The sequence below is a fragment of the Methylobacterium brachiatum genome (assembly GCF_020523825.1).
Taxonomy (GTDB): Bacteria; Pseudomonadota; Alphaproteobacteria; order Rhizobiales; family Beijerinckiaceae; genus Methylobacterium; species Methylobacterium brachiatum.
Genome location: NZ_JAJALK010000006.1, coordinates 252,927 through 278,450 on the forward strand (window position 1 = coordinate 252,927; position 25,524 = coordinate 278,450).

General features: G+C 70.2%; 25 protein-coding genes. 12 read left to right on the forward strand and 13 right to left on the reverse strand.

Translation table 11 applies throughout. The annotated features are described in order from the left end of the window. Positions 1–63: 63 nt before the first annotated feature. The 3 genes from LGR69_RS16435 to LGR69_RS16445 all read left to right on the forward strand — a co-directional run bounded on the left by LGR69_RS16435 (position 64) and on the right by LGR69_RS16445 (position 2,308). Positions 64–381 carry an FmdB family zinc ribbon protein gene (locus LGR69_RS16435; RefSeq protein WP_230366670.1) on the forward strand — a complete coding sequence of 106 codons (318 nt, stop codon included), beginning with the start codon at positions 64–66 and terminating at the stop codon, positions 379–381. A gap of 244 nt (positions 382–625) precedes the next feature. Then, positions 626–1,681 (forward strand): aliphatic amidase, encoded by a 1,056-nt coding sequence (locus tag LGR69_RS16440; protein ID WP_230366671.1) that lies wholly within the window; start codon positions 626–628, stop codon positions 1,679–1,681. Between the two features lie 57 nt (positions 1,682–1,738). Further along, a complete protein-coding gene (locus tag LGR69_RS16445) occupies positions 1,739–2,308 on the forward strand; it encodes a ClpP family protease (protein WP_230366672.1) in 570 nt (189 codons plus the stop codon). A 234-nt stretch (positions 2,309–2,542) separates the two neighbouring features. Here the strand turns inward: LGR69_RS16445 and LGR69_RS16450 are convergent, their stop codons facing one another. Next, positions 2,543–3,388, reverse strand: coding sequence for an oxidoreductase (locus tag LGR69_RS16450; protein ID WP_230366673.1), 846 nt, complete (start codon positions 3,386–3,388; stop codon positions 2,543–2,545). A gap of 19 nt (positions 3,389–3,407) precedes the next feature. After that, positions 3,408–5,369: a cytochrome C oxidase Cbb3 gene (locus LGR69_RS16455; protein WP_230366674.1), complete on the reverse strand. Its 1,962-nt coding sequence runs from the start codon at positions 5,367–5,369 to the stop codon at positions 3,408–3,410. Positions 5,370–5,799: 430 nt separating this feature from the next. Here LGR69_RS16455 and LGR69_RS16460 point away from each other — a divergent pair, with 430 nt between their 5' ends. Next, positions 5,800–7,779, forward strand: coding sequence for an acyl CoA:acetate/3-ketoacid CoA transferase (locus LGR69_RS16460; RefSeq protein ID WP_122161298.1), 1,980 nt, complete (start codon positions 5,800–5,802; stop codon positions 7,777–7,779). Between the two features lie 213 nt (positions 7,780–7,992). On the opposite strand, the gene LGR69_RS16465 is transcribed toward LGR69_RS16460, so the two are convergent. Beyond that, on the reverse strand, positions 7,993–8,934 hold the full coding sequence (locus LGR69_RS16465; protein ID WP_230366675.1) for a 2-hydroxyacid dehydrogenase: 942 nt from the start codon (positions 8,932–8,934) through the stop codon (positions 7,993–7,995). Between the two features lie 81 nt (positions 8,935–9,015). After that, positions 9,016–9,306 carry a hypothetical protein gene (locus LGR69_RS16470; protein ID WP_230366676.1) on the reverse strand — a complete coding sequence of 97 codons (291 nt, stop codon included), beginning with the start codon at positions 9,304–9,306 and terminating at the stop codon, positions 9,016–9,018. A 159-nt stretch (positions 9,307–9,465) separates the two neighbouring features. Between LGR69_RS16470 and LGR69_RS16475 the strand changes: the two genes are divergently transcribed. Continuing rightward, complete coding sequence (locus LGR69_RS16475) at positions 9,466–10,938, forward strand: MFS transporter (RefSeq protein ID WP_007566341.1); 1,473 nt, start codon at positions 9,466–9,468, stop codon at positions 10,936–10,938. A gap of 77 nt (positions 10,939–11,015) precedes the next feature. On the opposite strand, the gene LGR69_RS16480 is transcribed toward LGR69_RS16475, so the two are convergent. The 4 genes from LGR69_RS16480 to otsB form a co-directional block, all read right to left on the reverse strand. Next, positions 11,016–11,402: a type II toxin-antitoxin system VapC family toxin gene (locus LGR69_RS16480; RefSeq protein ID WP_230366677.1), complete on the reverse strand. Its 387-nt coding sequence runs from the start codon at positions 11,400–11,402 to the stop codon at positions 11,016–11,018. Beyond that, positions 11,399–11,641: a type II toxin-antitoxin system Phd/YefM family antitoxin gene (locus LGR69_RS16485; RefSeq protein WP_230366678.1), complete on the reverse strand. Its 243-nt coding sequence runs from the start codon at positions 11,639–11,641 to the stop codon at positions 11,399–11,401. The genes LGR69_RS16480 and LGR69_RS16485 overlap by 4 nt, the downstream gene beginning before the upstream one ends. Positions 11,642–11,709: 68 nt before the next feature. Beyond that, the gene (locus LGR69_RS16490; protein WP_007566336.1) at positions 11,710–12,717 is read right to left on the reverse strand and encodes a glucokinase; all 1,008 of its coding nucleotides are present in this window, start codon (positions 12,715–12,717) and stop codon (positions 11,710–11,712) included. A gap of 132 nt (positions 12,718–12,849) precedes the next feature. Then, on the reverse strand, positions 12,850–13,593 hold the full coding sequence (otsB, locus tag LGR69_RS16495; protein WP_007566334.1) for a trehalose-phosphatase: 744 nt from the start codon (positions 13,591–13,593) through the stop codon (positions 12,850–12,852). Positions 13,594–13,712: 119 nt separating this feature from the next. Between otsB and LGR69_RS16500 the strand changes: the two genes are divergently transcribed. Continuing rightward, positions 13,713–14,222 carry a DUF427 domain-containing protein gene (locus LGR69_RS16500; RefSeq protein WP_230366679.1) on the forward strand — a complete coding sequence of 170 codons (510 nt, stop codon included), beginning with the start codon at positions 13,713–13,715 and terminating at the stop codon, positions 14,220–14,222. 58 nt (positions 14,223–14,280) lie between these two features. Then, positions 14,281–15,504, forward strand: a complete 1,224-nt coding sequence (locus LGR69_RS16505; RefSeq protein WP_230366680.1) for a serine hydrolase domain-containing protein — start codon at positions 14,281–14,283, stop codon at positions 15,502–15,504. A gap of 16 nt (positions 15,505–15,520) precedes the next feature. Here the strand turns inward: LGR69_RS16505 and LGR69_RS16510 are convergent, their stop codons facing one another. The 5 genes from LGR69_RS16510 to LGR69_RS16530 all read right to left on the reverse strand — a co-directional run bounded on the left by LGR69_RS16510 (position 15,521) and on the right by LGR69_RS16530 (position 18,989). Then, positions 15,521–16,135, reverse strand: a complete 615-nt coding sequence (locus LGR69_RS16510; RefSeq protein WP_007566328.1) for a DUF2147 domain-containing protein — start codon at positions 16,133–16,135, stop codon at positions 15,521–15,523. Between the two features lie 211 nt (positions 16,136–16,346). Then, complete coding sequence (locus LGR69_RS16515) at positions 16,347–16,877, reverse strand: GNAT family N-acetyltransferase (RefSeq protein ID WP_230366681.1); 531 nt, start codon at positions 16,875–16,877, stop codon at positions 16,347–16,349. Between the two features lie 154 nt (positions 16,878–17,031). After that, entirely contained in the window at positions 17,032–17,241 is a 210-nt protein-coding gene (locus tag LGR69_RS16520) for a hypothetical protein (protein ID WP_007566324.1), read from the reverse strand. A 291-nt stretch (positions 17,242–17,532) separates the two neighbouring features. Continuing rightward, positions 17,533–17,733: a hypothetical protein gene (locus LGR69_RS16525; protein ID WP_007566321.1), complete on the reverse strand. Its 201-nt coding sequence runs from the start codon at positions 17,731–17,733 to the stop codon at positions 17,533–17,535. A 152-nt stretch (positions 17,734–17,885) separates the two neighbouring features. After that, positions 17,886–18,989 carry a helix-turn-helix transcriptional regulator gene (locus LGR69_RS16530; RefSeq protein ID WP_230366682.1) on the reverse strand — a complete coding sequence of 368 codons (1,104 nt, stop codon included), beginning with the start codon at positions 18,987–18,989 and terminating at the stop codon, positions 17,886–17,888. A 689-nt stretch (positions 18,990–19,678) separates the two neighbouring features. Between LGR69_RS16530 and LGR69_RS16535 the strand changes: the two genes are divergently transcribed. The 5 genes from LGR69_RS16535 (at position 19,679) to LGR69_RS16555 (ending at position 25,520) form a co-directional block, all read left to right on the forward strand. Continuing rightward, positions 19,679–20,716, forward strand: coding sequence for a polysaccharide biosynthesis/export family protein (locus LGR69_RS16535; RefSeq protein WP_230366683.1), 1,038 nt, complete (start codon positions 19,679–19,681; stop codon positions 20,714–20,716). Beyond that, positions 20,713–22,287, forward strand: a complete 1,575-nt coding sequence (locus tag LGR69_RS16540; RefSeq protein WP_230366684.1) for a GumC family protein — start codon at positions 20,713–20,715, stop codon at positions 22,285–22,287. Before LGR69_RS16535 ends, LGR69_RS16540 begins: the two co-directional genes overlap by 4 nt. After that, the gene (locus LGR69_RS16545; protein ID WP_230366685.1) at positions 22,284–22,922 is read left to right on the forward strand and encodes a CpsD/CapB family tyrosine-protein kinase; all 639 of its coding nucleotides are present in this window, start codon (positions 22,284–22,286) and stop codon (positions 22,920–22,922) included. The genes LGR69_RS16540 and LGR69_RS16545 overlap by 4 nt, the downstream gene beginning before the upstream one ends. Before the next feature lie 166 nt (positions 22,923–23,088). Further along, entirely contained in the window at positions 23,089–24,591 is a 1,503-nt protein-coding gene (locus LGR69_RS16550) for an O-antigen ligase family protein (RefSeq protein ID WP_230366686.1), read from the forward strand. Beyond that, positions 24,588–25,520 carry a glycosyltransferase family 2 protein gene (locus LGR69_RS16555; protein WP_230366687.1) on the forward strand — a complete coding sequence of 311 codons (933 nt, stop codon included), beginning with the start codon at positions 24,588–24,590 and terminating at the stop codon, positions 25,518–25,520. Before LGR69_RS16550 ends, LGR69_RS16555 begins: the two co-directional genes overlap by 4 nt. The last annotated feature ends 4 nt before the right edge of the window (positions 25,521–25,524 follow it).

A 25,524-nucleotide genomic window follows, 5' to 3' on the forward strand; every position in this document is an offset into this window, starting at 1 on the left:
CCTGCACCCTCTCCCGCACGGGAGAGGGAACCCGCGCCCTTACATTTCGCCGGGAGCCTCGAAATGCCCGTCTACGATTACGCCTGCACGGCCTGCGGGCCGTTCACCGCCATGCGGCCGATGGCGGAGTTCAAGGATCCGCACGCCTGCCCGGATTGCGGGGAGGCCTGCCAGCGGGCCTTCCTCACCGCGCCGCGGATCTCCGGCATGGATGCCGGGCTCAAGGCCGCCCACGCCACCAACGAGCGCAGCCGCCACGCGCCCCGACGCTCCTCGGGCCATGGCGCCGGCTGCAGCTGCTGCGCGCCGAAGAAGACGAATGCGGCCCCCGCCGCGGCCAAGAGCTTCCCGAGCGCACGGCCCTGGATGATCAGCCACTGAGCTCACGCGAACAGCCCTCCCCCTCCGCGGGGGCGGGCGATCACATCCGAACGACCACCGTGTCATCCCGGGGCCGCACAGCGGAGCCCGGGATCCAGAGCCGCCGCCGGCGCCCGATCCTGCCGCTGCTGCGCGTCTGGATTCCGGGCTCGCCTCCGGCGCCCCGGAATGACGGTGCGCTTATCGAGCGCCGATCTGCATCGCCTCCGAAGAAGATCCATCGAAACCCGGAGTAACCCCCGCCATGATGCACGGAGACATCTCGTCCAGCCAGGACAGCGTCGGCGTCGCCGTCGTCAATTACAAGATGCCGCGTCTCCACACCCGCGCCGAGGTGCTGGAGAACGCCAAGGCGATCGGCAAGATGATCATCGGCATGAAGACCGGCCTGCCCGGTCTCGACCTGGTGATCTTCCCCGAATACTCGACCCACGGCATCATGTACGACGCCGCCGAGATGTACGAGACCGCCTCCTCGGTGCCTGGCGCGGAGACCGAGGTGTTCGCCGCCGCCTGCCGAGAGGCCAAGGTCTGGGGCGTGTTCTCACTCACCGGCGAGCGCCACGAGGAGCACCCGAACAAGGCGCCCTACAACACCCTGATCCTGATGAACGACCAGGGCGAGATCGTTCAGAAGTACCGCAAGATTATGCCCTGGACGCCGATCGAGGGCTGGTATCCCGGCGACCGGACCTACGTCTCGGACGGGCCGAAGGGCCTGAAGATCAGCCTGATCATCTGCGACGACGGCAATTACCCGGAGATCTGGCGGGACTGCGCCATGCGGGGCGCCGAGCTGATCATCCGCTGCCAGGGCTACATGTACCCGGCCAAAGAGCAGCAGATCGTCATCTCGAAGGCGATGGCGTTCGCCAACAACACCTACGTGGCCGTGTCGAACGCCGCCGGGTTCGACGGCGTCTACACCTATTTCGGCCATTCCGCGATCATCGGCTTCGACGGCCGGACGCTCGGCGAGTGCGGCGAGGAGGAGATGGGCATCCAGTACGCGGCCCTCTCGAAGTTCCTGATTCGGGATTTCCGCGCCCACGGCCAGTCCGAGAACCACCTCTTCAAGCTGCTGCACCGCGGCTATACCGGCATGATCAACTCGAAGGAGAACCGGCACGGGATGTCGGAATGCCCCTACGAGTTCTACCGGCGCTGGATCGAGGATCCCGACGGAACCCGCGACGCCGTTCGGGCCATTACCCGCCAGAGCGTCGGCACCGAGGAATGCCCGATCGAGGGCATCCCGTTCGTCGGCACGGGCCAGGGCGCTCCCGACCCGGTCCGCTGATTTCCCCCGGCCCGCTCCCGTCTTCGGGCGCGGGCCGGCGCAACGCCCAGGACCCCCATGGACACCACGCCCCTCGACCCGACTGCGTTCCGCAGCCCCGCCGTGCTGCTGTCCGGCCCGGTCGATTACGACATGTACAAGGAGTTCCGCCGCCAATTCGCCGCGGCCGCCGAGCGTGACCTCGTCGTGATCGAGCTCTCGACGCTGGGCGGCGACCCGGAGGTCGCCCGGATGATGGGCGAGGACATCCGCTACCACACCGAGACGAGCCCGGAGCGCCGCTTCGTCTTCCTGGGCAAGGCCGCGATCTACTCGGCCGGCACCACCTTCATGAGCTTCTTCGCCCGGCCGAACCGCTACCTCACCCGGGGCACGCGGCTGATGATCCACGAGCGCAAGATGAACAAGCAGCTCCAGGTCCAGGGCCCGCTGACCACCTGCATCGCCTCCGTGACGGCGACCCTGCACGAGATCGAATGCTCGATCGTGATCCAGAACGAGGGCTTCGCGAACCTCATCCAGGGCTCGGACGTGAGCCTCGACGAGGTCTTGGAGAAGGCGCCCGCGAATTGGTATCTCGAGGCGCAGGAGGCGAAGCGGCGGGGCCTGATCGAGGCGGTGATCTGAGAGATCTTGTCCGCGATCGTGTCACGGGATGCGAACTCGGCCAGCAAGACGGAAGTCCACAGCCCACACCGTCATTGCGAGCGCAGCGAAGCAACCCAGGGACCCGCCAGGTTCAACAATCGCGCGCCGCCCCGGGGTCGCTTCGCTGCGAGCGCGATGACGGCTCGGGACGAGCCATCCCTCCCGGAGCCGTATCGATCCTGACCCAACCGTGATGATGCGGTCGCGGCTAACTCACCCCTCCGGGTAATCCGCCCCCAGGCTGGTCTCGCGCCAGGCCTCGATCTCGGCCAAGCGCTGCTTGAGCCGGCTCGTCACCGCCTCGTAGCCCCAGGCGCCGAGCACGAGGTGGCGGGGCGGGTTGGCGAGTTCGGTCACCCGGATCATCGCCTCGCCGGCGCGGATCGGATCGCCGGCCTGGGTGCCGCTCTTCTCCGCCGTGGCCTTGAGGCGGGCGCCCGCGGTCTCGGCGTAGTCGGGGATCGTGCTGGGCGTCTGGATCAAGGACCGGCCGGCCCAGTCGGTCCGGAACGGGCCCGGCTCGATGCAGGTGACCTTGATGCCGAGCGGCCCGGCCTCGGCGGCCAGCGCGTCGGAAAAGCCCTCCACGGCGTGCTTGGTCGCCGCGTAGTAGCCGGAGGCCGGGAAGCCGACCAAGCCGGCCACCGAGGTCACGTTGAGGACATGGCCGGCGCGCTGCGCCCGCATCAGGGGCAGCACGGCGCGGGTCAGGGCGAACAGGCCGAACACGTTGGCATCGAACTGGGCGCGGATCTTGTCCTCCTCGCCCTCCTCGATCGAGGATTGGTAGCCGTAGCCGGCATTGTTCACCAGCACGTCGATCCGCCCGAACTGTTTCGACGTTTCGCTCACCGCCTGAGCGATCTGGCTCGCATCCGTGACATCCAGCGCCAGGGCCAGGACCCGGTCGGTCGCGCCCTCCGCCAGGTCGGCGACCTTGGCCCGATCCCGGGCCGTCACCACCGCCCGCCAGCCCCGGGCGATGACCAGCTTGGCGAGCTCCCGGCCGAAGCCCGTGGAGCAGCCCGTGATGAACCAGACCGGTTGGGTGTTTGGCATGGGATCCGTTCCGTCGTGATCAGGGCGTCGCCGCCGGCTCGGTCAGCGTATCGATCGACAGCAGGTAGGCAATCAGCGCATCCTGGTCCCGGCGCGAGACGCCGGTGCCGGCATCCGCCCAGTAGGCGTGCCCCTCGCCGGTAACGCGCGCGATCCGCGCCGTATCCGAGGCTTTGTTCGCAGCGACGACCTTCGCCCGCAGGTCCCGGTCAACCAAGCTGCGCAGGCTATTCGACGGATCGGGGGCGATACCGCGCGCGAGCGTGCCCGGAACGCCGAGCTGAGTCGCCGGATCGGGGCCGACCGCGACCCCCGAATCGTGCAGGTAGGGCGCCGTCCAGGCGAGGCCCACGAGGTTCGGAACCTTGTAGCCGCCTTCGGTTCCCCCCTGCCCCCAGGCGAGCTGGACCTGGGCGAGCGTGTCGCCCGCGAGCGGCACCGGGACGATCACCGGGTCGGTGGGCAGCGGGAACGGCGTATCGGTGGCGAACAGGCTGGGGGCCGAGAGGCGGGCCTCCATCTTGGCGCCGGCCCTGGCCCGGGTCGGCTCTGTGCCGATCTCGGCCGCCGGGATGATCCGGTGGTTGGTGAGCGCCGGCCCGGAATGGCAGCCGCCGCAGCCGGCCTTCTCGAACACCGCGCGTCCGGCCTGCACCGTGGCGGCATCCCGCTTGGCAACCGGCGGGTGGAGCAGATTCTGGAACGCCGACATGGCGTTGTTGGCGTGGTTGACCGGCTCCCCGGGCACCGAGGTGAACAGGCCGTTGTCGGTCACGTAGTTGGTCGCCGGATAGGTCGGCAGCACCGCGTAGCTGTTGAGCCCCGGCGCGGCCGGCGTCGGGTCGACGCTGCGCAGCACCTCCGAGGGCGTCCAGGACCCGCCGGGCCGGTACCGGAAGGATTCGGTCGCCGCCCCGCGCAGGACGATGCCGAGATAGGTCTCCGCATCCATGCCGAACAGCCAGGGCGCGGCGGCGGCGAGCTGGGTCGTGTCGGAATTCGCGGCGTGGACGTTGTTGTTGAGCGAGGACAGGCCCGCGAACGGCCCGATCGCCTCGCGCCCGCTCCAGCTATAAGGCTCACCGTGGGCCGAAAAACTCGACGGGATCGAGGTCGGGTTGGTCACCCGGTCGGCGGAGGAATCGAAGCTGCCCGGCGGCCAGCTCGCAACCTGGACCTTGGTGGCGGCCTCGACCGCCTCGGCGTCCGACAGGGCCGGCCCTTTGCCGGTGGAGCCGGTATGCTCGGGCTCGGCCGCCGGCTTGGCGTCGGCCTCCGGCACGCTGGCATGCATGAAGTAGGCGGAGGAATTCTTGGCCAGCGCCATCAGCAGCCCGGCATTGAGATCGGTGTTGGGCGCCCCCTCCACGACCTTGCCGGTCCCGGGATCGACGGCGGCGTGGCACAGGGCGCAGGTGATGCCCATGCGCAGGTGGCCGCGGTCGGAGAAGGTCTTGATCCCGATGATGAAGGCGCCGCCCTTCGGCACGTCGAGACCGGTCGGGACCAGTTCGCCCGTACGGTAGGTCCGCTCGCCGATGCGGACGTCGCGGGCCAGGGCGACCTGGAGGTTGGTGGTGCCCTGCCCGCCGAGCTTGGCCACCGCCAAAGCCACCTGGGTGGGGGTCAGCCCGCCGTCCAGCATGCCCATCACGTCGGTGAGGAAGACCTCGTTGCCGAACGTCTCCTGGTAGAAGGCCTGCCGCCCGCGCTCAACCATGGCGGGATCGATCGCCACCGCGCCGCTGGACGCCGAGAGCTCCTTGCGGCCCGCCTCGGTGGCGTTCAGCCGATCCGCCTCCGCGCGCGAGACCCGGCGCCCTAGGACGTCGAAGGCGGTCTGGATCGGGTAGCGGTCCGGGTTGAGCAGGTCCGCCCGGTCCGGCATCGGCGCGTAGCTGAACCGGCCGAGGCCGAGCGTGGCACCGGCCGCGACGGTCGCGAGACCGGCGGTGACGAGGATGCGGCGGGACCAACCCATGGATCGTCTTCGATAGCCTCGGCCCGCCACCCGGCAGGCATGCGGGGATCGGCGGCCGGCGATCAACGGCGATTCGCCGCCGAGGTTCACGCCGTCAGCCGGGACCGGCTGTCACGGTTTCGACAGTGGGCGACGGGGGCCGGATACGCGTTGGCCATATACAGCGCGGCCGCGCAATTTTTCTGACCTCACGCCAAAGACTTTTTCAGCAGCATTGTCGGCTGATTATGCGTTAGCATGGTGTAGCCGACCTGCATTGACTGCAATGCCGCAAATCTTTGCTGCAGCGCACCCGCGATGACAGGCGAAACGTCGCTGATCGGGCAGCTGGAATTATTCCAGCGCCGGGCGGCCGGCCGATAACAGGTTCGGGGACGGCCGGCGCCGAGGCCGGCCGGACATCCGGGCCGGAGGGAGGATCGTGGGCTTCATGAGGAAGAACAAGGTCATCACGGCGGACGAGGCGATCGCGCTGATCCGCGTGAACGACGTCGTGACCACCACGGGCTTCGTCCAGAGCTGCATCCCGGAGGCGCTGCACGCCGCCCTGGAGAAGCGCTTCGTCGAGACCGGATCGCCCCGCGGCCTGACGCTGATCATGACCGCGGGCGCGGGCGACAGCAAAGGCCTCGGCACCGGCCGCCTGCATCACGACGGCCTGCTCGCGCGGGTGATCGCCGCCAATTTCGGCCGCATGCCGAAGGTGGCGCAGGCCGCACAGAACAACCTGATCCGCGGCTACAACCTGCCCCAGGGGGTGATCTCGCAGCTCTACCGGGCCTGCGCCGCCGGCCAGCCCGGCCTGTTCTCGAAGGTGGGCCTGCAGACCTATGTCGACCCGCGCCACGGCGGCGCCAAGGTCAACACCCTGACCACGGAGGACATCGTCAAGCTGGTCGAGGTCGATGGCGAGGAGTGGCTGTTCTACACCGCCACCAAGATCGACGTCGCCTTCATCCGCGCCACCTCGGCCGATCCGTCGGGCAACCTGTCCTACGAGAAGGAGGCGCTGACCCTCGATTGCCTGGCCCAGGCCATGGCGGCGCGCAACAACGGCGGCATCGTCATCGCCCAGGTCGAGCGCATCGTCGACGACGGCTACCTGCTGCCCAAGGACGTACGGGTCCCCGGCATCCTGGTCGATTGCGTGGTGGTCGCCGAGCCGGAGATGCACCGGATGAATTACGGCGTCATGCACGACGCCGCTCTGGCCGGCGAGATCCGCGTCCCCGTCACCGGCATCAAGCGGATGCCGCTCAACGAGCGCAAGATCATCGCCCGCCGGGCCGCCTTCGAGCTGCCGCCGAACGGCGTGGTCAATCTCGGTGTCGGTGCGCCGGAGGGCATCTCCTCGGTCGCCAACGAGGAGAAGATCACCCCCTACATCACGCTGACCACCGAGGCGGGTGCGGTCGGCGGGGTGCTGGCCTCGGGATCGAGTTTCGGCGCGGCGACCAACGCCGACTGCATCATCGATCAGAACCAGATGTTCGACTTCTACGACGGCGGCGGCCTCGACATGACCTGCCTCGGCATGGCCGAGTGCGACGCGGCCGGCAACGTGAACACCTCGAAGTTCGGCGGTAAGCTCAACGGCTGCGGCGGCTTCATCAACATCTCGCAGAATGCCCGCACCGTGGTGTTCGCCGGCACCTTCACGGCGGGCGGGCTGGAGATCGCCGTCGATGACGGGGTGGTCCGGATCGTGAGCGAGGGCCGCTCGCGCAAGTTCGTGACCCAGGTCCAGCAGAACACCTTCTCGGGGCCCTACGCGGTCGAGCGCGCGCAACCGGTCCTCTACGTGACCGAGCGCTGCGTCTTCCAGCTCACCGCCGACGGGCTGGAGCTGATCGAGGTGGCGCCCGGCATCGATATCGAGCGCGACATCCTCGCCCACATGGATTTCAAGCCGGTGGTGCGCAATCCGGTGCCGATGGACCCGCGCATCTTCCGCGACGAACCGATGGAGCTGCTCTCCGATCTGCTCAACCTCGATCTGGCCTCGCGCATCAGCTACGACGGCGAGCGCAACATCCTCTTCATCAACCTCGAAGGCTGGTATTGCCGGGTGAAGAGCGACATGGACGAGCTGCGCATGACCATCGTCGAGGCCTGCCGCAAGGCCGGCCAGCGGGTCAACGCCGTGATCAACCACGACGGCTTCCGGCTCAACGAGAACCTGATCGACGATTACGCCGGGATGATCCAGTATCTCCAGGCGAATTACTACGCGACCACGACCCGCTACGTCACCAGCGCGTTCCTGCGCCTGAAGATGGAGGAGGCGCTGACCAAGCGCGGCGTCGCCCCCCACGTGTTCGAGCGCAAGGAGGAGGCCCAGGCGTTCCTCGGCAGCACCGACAAGAAGGCGCGCAAGCGGATCTCCCCGGCCGTCGCCTCGGCGGCTTAGGGCATCGAGGCGTCAGCATCTTGATCGAAGCCTCTGTCTGATCCCACCTCCTCCAGTCCAACCCCCTCATCCTGAGGTGACGGAGCGCAGCGGAGGCCTCGAAGGAGGCCTCCAGGGATCGCGCGGCTGCTGGAGGGCTCCTTCGAGGCTTGCGCTACACGCAAGCTCCTCAGGATGAGGTCGAGGGGTGGATGCTCGCTCGCCAAACAGTCCCTAATACCCCCGCCCGGCATCGACGCCCTGCGGCGGCTGCCCGGTGCTGCGGTATTCCCGCAGGTTGGCGGCCACGGTCGCGGCGGCCGAATCCATGTCGGTGGGGCCGGAGATGTGCGGCAGCACGGTCACGCCGGGATGGGTCCAGAGCGGCGAGCCGGCCGGCAGGGGCTCGACATCGAACACGTCGAGCACGGCATGCGACAGGTGGCCGGCATCGAGTGCCGCGATCAGGTCGGCGGTCACCACGATCGGGCCCCGGGCGAAGTTGATCAGCGCCGCTCCGGGCTTGAGCGCCGCGAGCCGGTCGGCATTCACGAGGCCGCGGGTCTCGGAGGTGAGCGGCACGAGGCAGACGAGGATGTCGCAGCGCCCGAGCATCGGCGCGAGGCCGTCCGCCCCGTGGACGGTCTCGATCCCCGCGATGGTCTTCGGCGTCCGGCTCCAGCCGGTGACGGAGAACCCCGCCCCGGTCAGCCGCTCCGCCGCCGCGGTGCCGAGCGCCCCGAGGCCGAGCAGGCCGACCACCGTGTCGGCGGGCTTGCGATAGGGATGCGGCTTCCAGACCCGGTCGCGCTGCTGGCGGGCATAGGCCGGCATGTCGCGCTGAAGGTAGGTGGTCCAGGCCAGCACCGCCTCGGCCATGGCGCGCGCCATCTCGCGGTCGACCAGACGGACGATCGGCAGCGGCCGGTCGAAGGCGCCAACGAGCTTTTCGACGCCGGCCCACAGGCTCTGCACCCAGACGAGACTCGGCAGGGCGGCGACCTCGGCGGGATCGGGATTTGCCACGATGGCGACCTGCGCCTGGGCGCGCTCGGCCTCGTTCATGGTGCGGAACGGGACGAGCCGCTCACCGGGCAACGCCGCCGAGAGGATCTGCAGGTACTCCGCCTCCTGGGCCGGGCCCTTGCACCCGACCAGCGCGACAACCTCCGCCATCCTCGAACTCCGTACGCGTCCCGGGCCACGCCCGCTCAGGGCGATGCAGGCGCTGTGCCGGCTCGCGACGGTTTCGCCAAGTCAGCGCGCCTCGACGAGGGCCGGGTAGACGAGGCGGACGTTGCGCCGATCCTCGGGAATCGCGGTCGCGGCGCGCCTGCGCAGGCTGCCGGTGGTGACCGGCACCGCTACCTCGGTGGGCCGCAGGCGCCAGCGCTCGGCGCTCGCCATCGGGACCGGCGGCTTCGGGCGCTCGAGATGCCGGTCCGCGCCCTCGGTGGGTACGGTGGCGAGCCCGGCCAGGGTGATGAGCGCGAGGAGGCCGTAGCGATACCGGCGCGACGGTCGGGAGCGCAGTGAGGGGGAGGACATGGCAGAGAACCCGCGTGGACACGCTCGTTCTGCCTGCCGGGGATGAAGACGGGATCGAACCGAATCGATTCCCAACCCGTTCCCAACACCTGTCTGGTCTTGCGGTAAACGCCGGGTCTTGAGGCAAGGTAAACGAACGAATCGGGAGGATGCGCGGGCATGGCGAGCAAGGTTGAGGGGAGCGCCGGGACACCCGAGCGCGCGGAGATCGGCCGCGTCATCGACACCGACATCTCCGCGCGGCTGGACCGGCTGCCATGGGGCCGCTTCCACGTGCTCGTCATCGTGGCGCTCGGCATCACCTGGGTGCTCGACGGGCTGGAGGTGACGCTCGCCGGCTCCCTGGTCGGCGCCCTGCGCAAGGCGCCGATGTCGTTCTCGGAATTCGATGTCGGGCTCGCGGCCTCCTGCTACCTCGTCGGCGCGGTGACCGGCGCCCTCGGCTTCGGCTGGCTGACCGACCGGATCGGCCGCAAGAAGCTGTTCTTCATCACGCTCGCCCTCTACTTGATCGCCACCGCGGCCACGGGCCTGTCCTGGAACGTCGCGAGCTTCTGCTTCTTCCGGTTCCTCACCGGCGCCGGCATCGGCGGCGAGTACACGGCGATCAACTCGACCATCCAGGAGCTGGTCCCGGCCCGCGTCCGCGGCTGGACCAACCTGGTCATCAACGGCTCGTTCTGGATCGGCGCGGCGCTCGGCTCGTTCATGTCGATCGTGCTGCTCAAGCCCGAGGTGATCGATCCGGCCTGGGGCTGGCGGGTCGCGTTCTTCACCGGCGGCGCCATCGGCCTGGTGATCCTGCTGCTGCGCACCTGGATCCCCGAGAGCCCCCGCTGGCTCGCCACCCACGGCTACGCCGCGGAGGCCGACCGGGTCGTGACCGGCATCGAGAAGCGCTTCACCGATGCGGGGGTCACGCTGCCGCCGATCGACGAGACCAAGCGCATGAAGGTCCGCACCCGCGACCACACCCCCCTCTCGGAGGTGTTCCACGCCCTGTTCGTCACGAACCGGCTGGCCACGATGGTCGGCCTCGCCCTGATGGTCGCGCAGGCCTTCTTCTACAATGCCCTGTTCTTCACCTACGCTCTGGTGCTGGAGCGGTTCTACGACGTGCCGGGCAACAGCGTCGGCTGGTACCTGCTGCCCTTCGCGCTCGGCTCGTTCCTCGGCCCGCTGCTCCTCGGGCGGCTGTTCGACACGATCGGCCGGCGCCAGATGATCGCCTTCACCTACGGCATCTCGGCGGTGCTGCTGGTCGCCGTGGGCCTCCTGTTCCGCCTCGACGTGATCGGGCCGGTGGGGCAGACCGCGGCCTGGATGGTGGTGTTCTTCTTCGCGTCCGCCGCGGCGAGCTCGGCCTACCTCACCGTCTCCGAGACCTTCCCGCTGGAGATCCGCGCGCTCGCCATCGCGGCGTTCTACGCGGTCGGCACCGGCATCGGCGGCGTCTCCGGCCCGCTGCTGTTCGGCAGCCTGGTCGAGACCGGCTCCCGGGACTGGGTCCTGTTCGGCTACGGGATCGGCGCCGCGCTGATGCTGATCGCCGCGGTGGTCGGCGGGATCTGGGGCACGGCCGCGGAGGGCAAGTCCCTGGAGGACGTGTCGAAGCCGCTCGCGGCGGCGTAGGCGGAAAACGGGCCCCAAGCCGGATCTCCCTGCGCGCGACGCATCGAGATCCGGCGGAACGGGCAAACGGCATCCGCTCAAACCAATCGGATCGAACCGCCATACTGCGCGACGATCCGGTCGGCCGTGACGAGCTCCAGCCCTTCGATCCGGGCCTGTGCGATCAAAAGCCGATCGAACGGGTCGCGATGGAGGGGTGGAAGGTCGGCGACAGCGGCAGCATGTGCCCCCGTCACGGGAAGCTCGACATAGCCGTTGTCGCGCAAACCTGTCCTCAGGCGCTTCGCATCGACTTGGAAGTCGTCGCGGCCCAGGCCGCTCTTGATCGCGATCTCCCACAGACTCGCCGCGCTGAACACGAGCGTATTCGCGGGATCGCCGATGAGACGGCGTGCTGCCGAGGTCAGCCGGTCGGATCCGGCGGCAGCCCAGAGCAGGCTATGCGTATCGAGGAGATAGCTCACCGGCCTTCGAACGAAGCCGTGATCTCTTCGCTGCCCATACGATCGAAATCGTCCGGGACGCGGATGCATCCCGCCAGAAACCCGATCCGCGAGGTCGCGGCAGGCGCTGGCGCGTCGAACCGGACGACCCGGACGAGGGGCTTGCCGTCCTTCGCGATGATGAATGGCTCGCCGGACGCTGCCTGCTCTACGAGGCGCAGCAGGTCGGACTTGGCATCCTTCAACGTGACCGTCCGCATCGATCCGGCCCCAATCCCACCCCAGCTTCGCAGAGCCGCGCGACGGCAGCCCGGGGGATCGTAGACCCTCAGCCCTCCTTCCGCCAAACCTGCCCGTGGTAGACGAAGCGCCGCCCCTCGTTGGCGAGGGCGGCGAGGCCCTTGAAGGCCGGGTCGTGGACCGTGATGACGCTGGTCGGGATCTGGCGCATCATCTCCTCGAAGGGCGCCTTGCGCTCGAACGCCTCGCGGAACCCGCTCTCCTCCAGCACCTTGACGATGCGGGGCGCGATGCCGCCGCCGATATAGACGCCGCTGGTGGCCAGGAATGTGAGGGCGAGGTCGCCGCAGACGCGGCCGAGCAGGCGCCCGAACAGCTCCAAGGCCTCCGCGGCGTGCGGATCGGAGGCCTTGAGCCCGGCCTCGGTCACCGCCGCCGGATCGATCTTCTCGTGCGGCTGGCCGGTGCGGACATGCGCCACCGCCGCGTGCAGCCGCGCCAGACCCGGCCCGGACAGCACCGCCTCGACGGTGATCCGCCCCTCGACCCGCTCCAGCGCATGCCAGACCTTCTCCTCGAAATCGGTCGTCGGGCCGAAATCGGTGTGGCCGGCCTCGGTCGAGACGATGGCGAGGTGGGCCGCGTAGGGCACCAGGGCCGCCGCCCCGAAGCCGGTGCCGGGTCCGAGCACGACCCGGGCGCCGCCCGGGATCGTCGGACTGGGCCCGACCGGCGTGAGGTCGTGGGGCTCGATATCGGCAGCCCCGGCCGCGACCGGCACGTAATCGTTCACCACCACCGCCGAGGAGAGGCCGAAATCCTTCGCGATGCGCTCGCCGCCGATCCGCCAGTCCGCGTTGGTCAGCTGCGGTTCGGGGCCGTCGACCCGCCCGCCCATCGCCAGGATGGTCGAGCGCGGGGGCGGCAGGGCATCCCCACCCTTGGCCAAAGCCGCCCTGATGGCGTGGGACGGATCGGGATGCTCGGCCGTCGCCTCGTGCGAGAGAAGCCGAGGCTCCGCGCCCTTCTCGGTGATCAGACCGAAGCGGGCATTCGTGCCACCGATGTCACCGATCAGAACCGGAAACTCGAACATCGACGAAAGGCCTTTTCCTGAGCGGGCTTCTGTGTGTGCAGCATCGTATTCCGAACACCGGCAACCACCGTTCGGGATGATGCCCCAGGCAGGTCGCGTGCCGACCGGCGTTCCACGAAGGATAGGGCGGGCTCAGGCCGGCGGCAGGGCCTCGGGATCGATCCTTCCCCCCTCGGCCCACATTCGCACCAGGGCGCGGACGGCGGCCGGATCGGGCAGGCGCCGGCTCGCCACGGTGTCGCCGTCGCCGACCCGGACGGCGATGCCGCCATCCTCGTTCACCGACGCGAACGCGATCTCGTCCGTGCGATCGTCGCCGAAGAAAACCGGCCGGCGCCCGGCATAGGGAGGCTGTTCCAGGAAGGCGCGGATCGCGTGGGCCTTGGTCGCCTGCGCCGGCACGATCTCGCCCACCGCCTTGCCGAGCTGGAGCCGATAGGCGCTCCCGAGGGCCTCGGCCGCGTCCTTGACCAGCGCCTCGGCCCGAGCGGCGTCCTCGGCGTTCGCGAGGCGCCAATGCACCGCCACCGAGGCGCCCTTGTCCTCGATGAGCACGTCGGCCAGCGGCCGGCTCTCGGCATGCAGGCGCTCGACCTGCCGACGCAGTGCGGGATGATCCTCCGCGCCGCCGCCCGACAAAGCCCCGCCGACCCGGCGCTCGACGCCGTGCAGCCCGGCCGCGTCGAGGCGGGCAGGCGCCAGAAATCCGTCGATCACCGAGACCGGCCGGCCGGTGACGATGGCCAGCGCCCCACCGAGCCGGTCGCGCAGCCGCTCGAGGTCTGCGACCAAACCGGGCTCGACCTGCACCGCGTCCGGCCGCGGGGCGATCTCCGCGAGGGTTCCGTCGAAGTCGAGGAAGAGGGCTATATCCATCGCGGTCTGTCCCGGGCCGTGACTCTCGGGGGCCGGGCTACCACGCGACGATTGTTCGCGGAACGGCGCCCGGCATCAACCTAGCGTTCATTGTGGATACGATATACGCCGGCTTCATAATGGCCCGCCCGCTCGCACGCCCCGTCCCCGAACCGACCCAGCCCGGCCAAGAGAGTGTCTGGGACTATCCGCGGCCGCCCAGGCTGGAGCGCGTCGCCGAAACGCTGCGGGTGATCCTCGGTGGCGCGGTGATCGCGGAATCGAAAGCCGGCTACCGGGTTCTGGAGACCGCCCATCCCCCGACCTACTACCTGCCGCCGGGCGACGTGAGCGCCGGCGTCCTCTCGGGGCCGCGGCGCGGCGGCATCTGCGAATGGAAGGGCCAGGCCGTGCTGTTCGATGTGCATGGCGGCGACCGGCTGGCGCCCAGCGCCGCCTGGTCCTATCCGGAGCCGACGCAGGGCTTCGACGCCATCGCGGGCTATGTCGCGTTCTACGCGCTGCCGATGGATGCCTGCTTCGTCGGCGCCGCGCGGGTCACGCCCCAGCCCGGCACCTTCTACGGCGGCTGGATCACGCCCGGGATTGTCGGCCCGTTCAAGGGCGGCCCCGGCACGATGGGCTGGTAACGCCGCGCCTGCGCACTCTATCGTCCCGGATCGAGCCTTGCCGGCCGAAGGAGACGCTATGAGCGCGCTGACCGAGATCGACCCGACGGGCGCGGGGTTCAACCCGGACGCGCTCGCGCGGATCGCGCCCTGGATGGACCGACTTGTGGCGGAGGGCCGGCTTGCCGGCCTGTCGGTCACGGTGGCGCGCAGGGGCCGTGTGGCCTTCGCCCGCGCCTGCGGGCAGGCCGACCTCGCCCGGGGCACGCCGTTCACCCTGGATACGGTGGCCCGGATCTACTCCATGACCAAGCCGCTCACCTCGGTGGCGGTCATGCAGCTCTATGAGCAGGGCCGGTTCCAGCTCGACGATCCGATCGCGCGGGTGCTGCCGGACTTCGCCGAGATGCGGGTGGCCGTGGGTGGCAACCGGGCGAAGATCGAGACCGAGCCGGCGCGCCGGGGCATCACCGTGCGCGACCTCCTCACCCACACGGCCGGGCTGACCTACGGCTTCATGGAGGCGACCCTCGTCGACGCGCAGTATCGCGAGCACGGGATCGACTTCCTGGCCCGCGAGGGCAGCCTCGCCGAGATGACCCGCCGGCTCGCGGCGCTGCCCCTGCTCGCGCAACCCGGCAGCGCCTGGAATTACAGCGTCGCCACCGACGTGCTCGGCCAGTACGTGGCGGCGCTCACCGGCCGGCCCTTCGACCAGTACCTGCGCGAAGAGGTCATCGCGCCCCTCGGCATGGTCGACACCGACTTCCAGGTCCGGCCGGAGCTCATGCCGCGCTTCTGCGCGACCTACACGTATGACCGGGCGCGGCAGCTCAAGCTGTTCGACGATTCCGTGGAGACCAGCTTCGCGCGGCCTCCGGCCATCGCCTCCGGCGGCGGCGGCCTCGTCTCGACGGCGGCCGACTACCAGCGCTTCTGCCGGATGATCCTCAACGGCGGCACGCTCGACGGCAACCGGCTGCTCGGCCGCAAGACCGTCGCGCTGATGCTGGCGAACCACCTGACGGGGGATCTCGCTTCCATGGGCACGCCGCGCTTCGCCGAGACCTCCTACACCGGGATCGGCTTCGGCCTCGGCTTCTCGGTGATGCTCGACCCGGCCCGGGCCCAGATCCTCGGCACGCCCGGCGAGGTCGCCTGGGGCGGCCTGGCCTCGACGGCCTTCTGGATCGATCCGGCCGAGGATCTCTCGGTCGTGCTCATGACGCAGCTCGTGCCGTCCTCGGCGCTGCCGATCCGGCGCGAGCTGCGCGTCCTGACCTACGCGGCCCTCGACGATTGAGGGCCGCCGTCCCGGCTCATTGCGCGGCGGGGGCGTCCGCGGCGGCCGGCTTCGGCGCCGCCTTGGCGCCCGCCTTGGCGGTGGGCTTGGGCGACCCGGTGGCGAATTCCGGGTCGCTGCGCGGGCCGTTCGGGCCGTTGGTCGGGCCGGCGAGCTGGCCGGGGGCGAGGTCGACGACCTTGTTCCAGGTCTGCGACTTGCACAGGAAGGCGATCAGGCAGCCCCGCACGGTCAGCTCGTTGGGGGCATCCGTCCATATCGTGACGTCGTAGGACTTGCCGTCCTCGGAATTGTAGATCTTGCCCTCGTAATGGGCGTCGGCATTCGGCTTCAGGCCCATGATCAGCTGGTGGCCGAGCGAGGGGCGCGCCTGCTTCTTCGGATCGGGATTCTTGAAGTCGACCCGCGGCTCGCCCTTGTCGTTGAGCGGGACCTTCAGCCAGACCACGTAGCCGCACAGCCGGTCGTTGGCGGGCCCGCACTTCTCGAGGCGGACGCGGGCGCGGCCATCCTCGGTCAGGTAGGTGCCGCTGGGGTCGGCCGGGGCCGCCGCATGCGCCGGAGCCGACAGCGCGGCCAGCGCCAGGGCCGCGAGCGGCGCGAACCGCCGACCGATCGAAGACATCGTCATACCCGAACTCCCCTGCCTCGCGAGCCCTGGGGGCCAGGACCGCCCGCCATGCGGAAGGCCCCCTCGCTCGCGTCATCGCGCTCTCGCCGGGTCGACAACCCGGCGGCTTGCGCGTCCTGCCCGCCGTCTCTCGCGCGAAGTTGTCCGCATCATGACGGCGCAGCCTAGGGCTGAGAGGTATTGGATAGTCTTCGTTGCGGCGCCTGGCGGTTCAGAGGCGCGTCGGCCTCGTGCTCCGGCCGGGTCCGAGCGCGCGCTGCATCAGGGTGACGTCGAGCCAGCGTTCGTGCTTGTAACCCACGCCGACCAGGGTGCCGACCGGCGTGAAGCCGAGGCCGGCATGCAACGCGACGGAGGCCGCCATATCGCTCTGCGCGATGACCGCGATCATCGCCCGGGCGCCGATCCGCTCGGCTTCGGCGATCAAGGCCGTGAGCAAGGCCCGCCCGACGCCCGCGCTCCGGGCCGCGCGCGCCACGTAGATCGAATCCTCGACGGTCGATCGGTAGGCCGCGCGCTGGTGATAGGGTCCGGCATAGGCGTAGCCGGCAACCGCACCGTTCCCGACGGACACGAGATACGGGAAGCCGCCCTCCCGCAGGAGCGCGAAGCGGCGGGCCATCTCCGCGACGCCCGGCGGCTCCAGCTCGAAGCTCACCGTACTGGTGCGGACGGCCTCGTCGTAGATGGCTGCGATGGCCGGGATGTCGGCCTCGGTGGCGGGACGAATCGTGTGGGTCACGGCGCGAGCATACGTGCGCCGGCCCGAACGGCAATGCGCGCGACCACCCCGTGGGGCCGGGTGATCGCGCGCATTTCGAGATGGATCGATCGCCGGGCCGGACGGCGCGGGGATGGACGCTCGGCCTTCCCGCGATCGACGTGCCCGGGTCCGATTACTCGGCGGCGGTCATCTCGGCGGTGAAGTGGCCGCACCAATCCTGGGACGCGACCACCGGCCACAGACCCTTCGACTGCGGGGCCGGCTGGCTGACCGGCGGGTTGAAGCGGCAGAGACCCTCGTCGCCCTGCGCCTGGGCGCCGTTGAGCTTGTGATCGTCGAAGAAGCGGCAGCTCTCGCAGGCGGCGTTCGCGGTACCGGTCATCGTATCTCTCCGTCGTCGTGAAGGCTTCGGAGGCGACCGAAGGCTGGCCGCCTGCTCACAGTTGTTAATTAGAACAACTCCAATGAAGGGTCAAGGGTTCGGCCCGATGCGGCCCCGTCCCCGATCCCTGATCGGCCTCGGTCGGTCTCGGTCGGTCTCGGCCGGCGAAACACCGGCTCCCAAAACGCGTGAAGCCGGGCCCCGATCGGGGACCCGGCTTCACGAGGCCGTGCGTCGTCTCGGATGGCCGCCGCGCCGGATGCGGCGCGAGCGGTGGACCGGACGGCGCGATCAGCCCTGCTTGTCCTTCTTGTTGGCCCGGTGATGACCCACGGCGCAGCCGGCGGCGGCGCCCATCTTGCCGTGCCCGGCCATGTGACCGGCGACACCGCCGACCACCGCCCCCTTGAGACAGCCCTTCGCCTCGGCGGGCGCGCCGACGACGAGAGCGCCGATGGTCAGCGCGGAGGCCAGTGCGATCCGATAGGTCATCGTGTTCACTCCATTCGTGTCCCTGCAAACGGCTGCACGACCCGACACGTTCCCCCGGCGCTCCGCCCCCGCACCGCAGGGTGCGGCGACGCCGGGGTGGCGCCGGGCCGTGGGATCCCGCCGGCATCCGCATCCCGATCGATCGCGTGACTCTAGCGGGCGAGCCCGGTGACCAGCCGGATCAGATCCGATTGCCGGGTCGCGCCGGTCTTGGCGAAGATCGCCTTCAGCTGCGACCGCGCGGTGGCGGCGGTGATCGCGAAGCGGCTCGCCGCCTCGGCCAGGGTGAGGCCGCCGGACAGGGTCTGGGCGAGGCGCGCTTCCGCGGGGGTCAGGCGATACGCGGTCTGAAGGATGGTGGCCGCGGGGACCGGCGCGCTCCCTGGAACGCTGGCGATCAGCAGGGTGCTTGCGCCCGCGAACAGGCCGCGGGTCGGGCCGACGAGCGGCACGACATGGATGGCGATCGGCGCGGCGTCCCGGCGCGCCACCACGATCGCGGAGATCGGCGCCCGGCCGGATGGTCGCGACAGCGCCTCGAGCTGCCGTGCGGCCTCACCCTCCTCGACGGCGAGGCGTCCGCCCGCGAGCTTCAGGTCGGCACCGAACAGGGCCCCGAACGCAGCGTTCCAGCGCAGGGCGCGGCCCTCGGAATCGAGGATCATGGCGGCGCGCGCGATCACGTCGAAGGCCTCGGCCAGTCCGGCGAGCCGCGCCTGTTCGATCATCGCGGTGAGGAGACCTGCGCGCCGCAGCAGCGGCGACAGGGTGGCGAGGCGCGCCTGCTCGTGCGGTTCGTACAGACCCTGCGCCACCGTCCTCTGGAGCGCCAGGCACCAGAGCCGCCCCTTCACCTCGAAGCCGACCCCGGCGAACCAGCGCAGGCCGCTGGAGGCGAGCAGGTCCTGATAGAACGGCAGCCGCGCGATCTCGTCGGGTGTGGTGAAGTCCTGGTCGACCGCGATGCCCCGGGCGCGCATCATCGGCAGGCCGCGGAACCGATGATCCTCCCGGTGCCAGCCTTCCTCGAAATAGCGCTTCGACGACTCGGCGAGCGACGCCGTGGTGAGCGCATTCAGCGCCGTCCGGTCGGTCCGCAGAAGCAGCGCGCCTTCGCTTCCGGAGGCCAGCGAGACCCGCTCGATCAGGTCCGGCCAGCGCGCCGGATCGACCACCGCCTCCTCCAGATCCTCCTGAAAGCCCGCCTCCAGGTCGTCGTGGAGGCGGGCGAACAGCGCGGGATTCAGGCCGGGCATGGCGCTCGACTCCGGGCCGGCGGATACCGGCGATCAGGACCGCATCGCCCCGGCCTCATCAGCATATCGGCGGCGATTCGCTCGATACCCCAGCTAATCAAACCATCAATCGCAAGCAAGCACTTGAAGAGCTAGCGCTGTAGATTGCGAAACCCGCGCGATCGACAGTTCACCGCAAAATCCGCGGCTGCGTCGAATGTTGATTTCGGCGCAGCGGCATTCCGCGCGCGAGCCGCCCGTCAGCGAGATCCGCGACGCTTTGGCGGAGCGGTTTCTGGAGGCGCGGCGGGGGCGCAACCGCAATCGCTATTCTGGGGGTTGTGCGGGCATCGCCGAAGCGACGTCGCGGCGCCCGATGCGGTCCCTCCGGCTGCGGCAGCCGCGCTCTGCGACTCCGCATTTTGCCACAGGGCCGCCTTCACAACTTCTGATAGAGTTCTGGCGGGCCGGGTTCAAGCGTCGTTAACCAAACCCGTCGATTGTATCGCTCTGCGCGGTTCGATCACGGGTTGTCATCGGACGGGCGCAGTCGAGCATGGTGCGGCTGAAGGTCGATGGCGTTTTTCCTGTCTGCGTTCCTTGCCGCGGCGACCCGGCGCGTCTCCCGGGCATCCAGCATCGCGGATCATCCGCGAGGTCGCACCGCCGCGCTGGCGGTCCTGACCTGCGCCCCGTTGCTGACCGGGTGCATGTCCGGCAAGCCGCCTTCATCCGCGCGGTCCGGCCCGGACGTGACGCAGACCGGCTCGATCCCCGACGGTCTCCCGCCCGCGGTGGTGGCGGCCGCCCAGGAGGAGGTCGGGCGCACCATGCGCCTGGGCCTGGCCAATTACCGGCTCAATGTCGGCGACAACCTCGAAGTGTCGTTCCTGATCGACTCGAGCGTGGTCCAGCCGACCTACCGGCTCAACCCGAGCGACGAATTCGACGTCGATTTCCGCACCCACCCGGAATACAACCGTACGGTGCTGGTGCGCCCGGACGGCCGGATCTCGCTGCCGGGCAAGAACGGCATCAAGGTCGCCGGACTGTCGCCCGAGGCTGCGGCCGCGCTGATCAAGAGCACCTACGACGACGTGCTGATCGACCCGGTCGTCACGATCATGCTGCGCAAGTTCCGCACCGTGACCGATGATTTCCGCGAGCTCACCCAGCGAGCCGATATGGGCCGCGTGAAGGTGCTGGCGATCGAGCCGGACGGCAAGATCAACCTGCCGATGGTGCCCCCCGTCCAGGCCGCCGGCAAGACCGTAGCTGAGCTCGCCGGCAACCTCACGGCGGCCTACCACCGTCAGCTCGCCACGGTGAGCACGAGCGTGCGGCTCGCGAGCCTGGTTCCGGCCAACACCATGGTGTTCGGCGAGGTCCGGGCTCCGGGTCCCGTCACCCTCCAGGGCGCCCGCACCCTGGCGCAAGTCCTGGGCTCGGCCGGCGGCATCCTGCCGACCGCCGCGGGCGACGCCGTGCGGATCATCCGGTTCGACGCCGAAGCCGCGGGCAGCGTCCGCATCGTCGATATCGGCCAGCCGGGCCTCGCCGACACGATCATCGTGCCGCCGAACGCCACGGTCTACGTGCCGCCGTCGCTGCTGGCCAAGACCGCCCGCGCCGTCGACCTCGTGGTCCGCCAGATCCTGCTCTTCAACGGCACCGGCTTCGGGGTGAACTACATCACCGGCCCGTCCGCCAACACCTCCACCAGCGCCACCGTGAGGTCCGGGACGTGACGAAGTCCGACCTGCCCCGCTTCGACCGGACCGCGCCCGACGCCGTCGCGGATAGCGCCTTCGATCTCCGCGACGCCCTGGCGGCCCTGTTCCGGCACATCCGGCCGGCGCTGCTGATCCTGACCGCCGCGATCCTCGGTGCCGGCATCTATCTGCTGCTGACGCCGGCCGAATACACGGCCGACGCCAAGCTGATCATCCGTCTCGGCCGCGAGAAGGCCGCCGCCCCGGTCCAGGGCGGCGCCAACCAGAACTACATGTTCTCCGAGCGCGCGCAGAACGTGAACAACGAGGTCGAGATCCTGCGCGACCCGAGCATCGTGCGCGGCGAGTTCGCGGCCCTGAAAGCGATCACCCCGGTCGGCGATCTCGGGCCGCCCCCCGAGGAGTGGATGGACTGGCTGATCTACCAGGGCCGCGTCGCCATGCGCGGGGCCAAGGCGGTCAAGACCTGGGTGGTCGACACGGTCCGCATCCCCTTCGAGGCGCTCGGCCTGCTGCGCCATCTCAGCCCGGACGAGAAGCTGTTCGAGGCCTATCTCGCCTCGTTCAAGGTCGTGTTCGTCAAGGAGACGGACGTGATCCTGACCGGCTTCACCTGGACCGACCCGACCTTCGCGGCCCAGGCGCTGAACCGGCTCCTCGACGCCTACAAGCGCCGCCACGTCGAGGTCTACGCCGACGAGACCCCGGCGGCCTTCTACCAGAGCAAGCTGGAGCGGGCGCAGGCCGACCTCGCCGCCATCGACGCGCAGCTGGCGAAATCCCTGAAGGGGAACAACACCGCCAGCTTCGAGATCGAGCAGCAGAACGACCTCGGCACCCTCTCGGACCTCGCCCGCCAGAAGTCGGCGGCCCAGATCGAGCGCGAGGGCGTCGAGTCCCGGCTCAAGCGCACCCGCGAGACCGGCCCCGACCGCTGGCAGCCGACGCCCCCCGACGCCGACCCGACTGTTGCGGCCTTCGACACGCGCTGGGCCGATCTCCGGACCAAGCGGGCCGAGCTCGCCGTCCGGTTCCGGCCGACCGCGCCGGAATTCGTGAGCCTCGACCGGGATCTCACCGCCCTGACCCGGCAGAAGTACCAGGCGCTGATCGCCGCCGACACGGCCCGCCTCGCGGTGCTGGCGGAGAAGATCCAAACCATCACGGGGATCGAGGCCAGCCGCCGCAAGGCCGCCATCGGCCAGAGCGACGCGGCCCTGGCCTACGGGCGGCTCGTGCAACAGAAGGGCCTGCTCACCGACGAGATCACCGACACCCAGAAGCGGATCGACGCCCTGCGCACCGGCACCGGGCTCGACGCGCAGGCCGTGACCTCCTCCGCCCTGGTGGCGCGCGCCGTGCCCCCGCGGCTGCCCTCCGGCCCGAACCGCCCGCTGATCCTCGGCCTGGCGGCCGGGCTCGGGCTGCTCGCCGCGCTGGCCTACGTCGCGCTCGCGGAGATCCTCGCCCAGACCTATCGCAGCCCGTCCGAGGTCGCCCGCTCGCTGCGCGTGCCGGTCCTGGCCGCGGTTCCGCTGCGCACGAGCGCCGAGCGGCGGCCGCGTTTCGGTGGAGCCGTCGCATGATCGCCGCCCATGCCCCGATGATCGACCCGGCCGTGCTCGAGCCGGCACTCGTCCAACTCAGCCGCCACGAGACCCGGCTCCGTCGGGTCGGGATCACCGCGGTCCAGCCCGGCGAGGGGGTGAGCACGCTCGCCCGCGAGCTTGCCGGCGCCTATGCCCGGCGCGGCCGGACCGCCGCACTGATCGAGGCGAACTGGTCGCGGCCGTCCCTCGCGGACGCCTTCGGCCTCGTCGGCCGGCCGGGCTTTGCCGACATCATCGCGGGCGAGGTCGCGCCGAGCCTGGGGGTCCACCCGGTGGCCGATGGCCTCAGCGTCGTGCCGGCCGGCAACCCGGCGGCGATCCGGCGGGCCACCCTGGAAGACGGCCGGGTCGAGGATTTCCTGGCACTGGTCGACGAGCGCTTCGACCTCGCGATCCTGGATTGCGAGCCGATCACCGAGATCGGCGACGCCGCGGCGCTCTCGCCCTTCGTGGACGGGTTCGTCGTGGTGATCGGCGCCGAGCGCACCCGGCGCGCCGTGGCGCAGCGGGCGCTGGCCGACCTCAAGGCCGCCGGCGGCGCGCCGCTCGGCATCGTCCTCAACGGCACCCGGCGGCCGATCCCGAAATGGCTGTACCGGTGGCTCGGATGAGCGGCGCCCCTTCCTGCAGGAGCAACGGGCGGGGCGAGTGTGGGTTCGGCATGCCTTCGTCTCGAATGACGGATGAGGCGCGGGTCCCCTCTCCCGTGCGGGAGAGGGGGCCTGTCGCGTCTGAGCAAATTCGGCGCGCTCGCCCGATAAGCCGAGATCCGGTTCGATGCAGTTCATAGCGCGCGCCCTGCCGGTCGCCGGGCTCGGCCTCGCCGCGGCGGCGGGCGCGGTGGCGCTGAGCGCGGCGCCGCTGAAATTCGCGGTCGTCGGTCTGGCGGCGGCCTTCGGCGGGGTCGGCGCCCTGATCGCCGGGCAGCGGTACCGCCTGACGCCCCTGCTGCTCGTCGCCCTGGCGGTCGGCCTGACGGTGAAGCTCGACGTCAGCTTCTTCCAGCATTTCGAGGCGGTCGGCCAATACCTGCCGAGCATCGGCGGCGGGGCGGGGCTGACGGTCAGCGTCGCCCTCCTGGTGGCGCTGACGCTGATCCTGTCCAAGCTGACCGGCATCGGCGAGCGCGTCCCGGGCCTGCGCCTCGACCGGCCGCTCGTGCTGACACAGCTCGGCTTCCTGACCGCCGGCCTGCTCTCCCTCAGCAACGCCACCGACACCGCCTATCTGTGGTTCGATGCCTGGCGGTTCCTCGGCCTCCTCCTGGTCTCGGTCGCGGTCTCGAACCTGTCGGGCACCGATATCCGCACCCTGGCCCTGGCGATCTGCGCGCTCTGCCTGGTGCAGACCGCGGTGGCGGGGCTGCAATACGTCTCCGGCTCCGAACTCGGCCTCTCGGTGCTCGGCGAGGAGCAGATCGTCGAGGAGAACATCAACTTCACCGCGCAGCGCCGGGCCGGCGGGCTGAAGGTCCACCCGAACATCCTCGGCTATTATTACGAGTTCGTCTGGCCGCTCGCCCTGGCGCTCGCCCTGTCGCGGGGCCCGAAGCTCCTGCGCCTCATCGGGGCGGCCGGAGCGGGCTCGGCCGTCGTCGGCGTGGTGCTGACCCTGTCGCGCGCCTCCTGGCTGACCTACCCGCTCTCGGCCGCCCTGGTGATCCTGCTGGTCTACCGGGACCGGCTGTTCTCCAGGGCGAGCCTAATCGTGTTCGCGCTGCTCGTCGTGGTGGCCGGGATCGGCGCGATCTATGCCGGGCCGCTGGTCTGGGAGCGCCTGACCGCGGACGATGGCGGCTCGGCGGCCCAGCGCGGGCCGCTCAACGCGGCCGCCCTGGCGCTGTTCGCGCAATTCCCGATCTTCGGCGTCGGGCTGAACAATTTCGGCAACCAGTTCGCGGTGCTCGACCAGACCGGCCTGTCCCGCCTCACCGGCCTGTTCGACCGCTCGAACCACGTGGTGCACAACCTGCACATCCTGATCCTCACCGAGGTCGGGATCGTCGGCTACGCGGCCTTCGCCCTGGTCTTCCTGGTCGGCATCGTCCGAGGTTTCCGGGCGGCCTGGCGCGCGCCGGTGGGGGATCCCCTCGCCGCCATCGCGGCCGCCTGCGCGATCGGGTTGATCGCCCATCTCCTGCACGGGCTCGTCGACCCGGGCTTCCGCCTGAATCTCGGCATCGCCGAGCTGCTCTACACCGGCCTCGGCCTGATCGCGGGCGTGCGGGCGGCGCAGAGACGGGCTGCGGCCGAACGGTATCGGGAAGGATACGGACCATGAGCGGCATCCGCCTCAGCGTCCTGATCGTCACCTACAATACCGGCGCCGACATCGAGACCTGCCTGCAGCTCCTCGCGGCCAGCCGGATCGACCGTCCCTACGAGGTGATCCTGGTCGACAACGCGTCGTCCGACGGGACGCCGGAGCGGATCGCCCGCGGCTTCCCGTGGGTGCGGCTGATCGCGGAGCGGACCAACCACGGCTTCGCGGGCGGCAACGCCGTGGCTCTCGCGGCGGCACAGGGCGACACGATCCTGCTGCTCAACCCCGACGCGTTCCTGCGCGACCCGGAGGCGCTCGCCAGGGCGCTGGCCCATCTCGACGCGCATCCGGATGTCGGCGCGCTCGGGCCGCGCCTGATCTTCCCGGACGGCCGGCACCAGGTCGGCGATGCCGGCTACGAGCCGCGCCCGCTCTCGACCCTGGTCCATGCCGCCGGGCTGTCCGGGCGCTTCGGCCTGCGCGGCCTCTACCTGGCGAGCCGACAGGCCAGAGGTCGCGCCGCCCTCGACGTGGACTGGGTCTGCGGCGCCTTCGTGCTGATGCGCCGGGCGGCGATCGAGACGATCGGCGGCTTGGAGAGCCCGATGTTTCTCTACGGCGAGGATGTCGACTGGGGCTGCCGGCTGCGCGATGCCGGATGGCGGGTCGCCTACCTGCCGGGGATCGCGGTCGTCCATCTCCAGGGCGGATCGGCGGGCACGCGCTCGGCCCGGTGGCTCGACGGGCTGGCGGGGATCTACCGCCTGCGCAATGCCGGCCGGCTCCTGTCCTCGCCGGCCTTCTTCTCGGGCCCGCTGCAGCTCGGCTTCACCCTGCGGGCGCTGGCCTACGGGCTCGCCGGTCGGCTGAAACGGCAGCCGGAACTGGCCCGGAAGGCCGAAGACATGCGCAGGTTTTCCGCCCACCTGCGCAGTCTTCGAAGCTGACTTC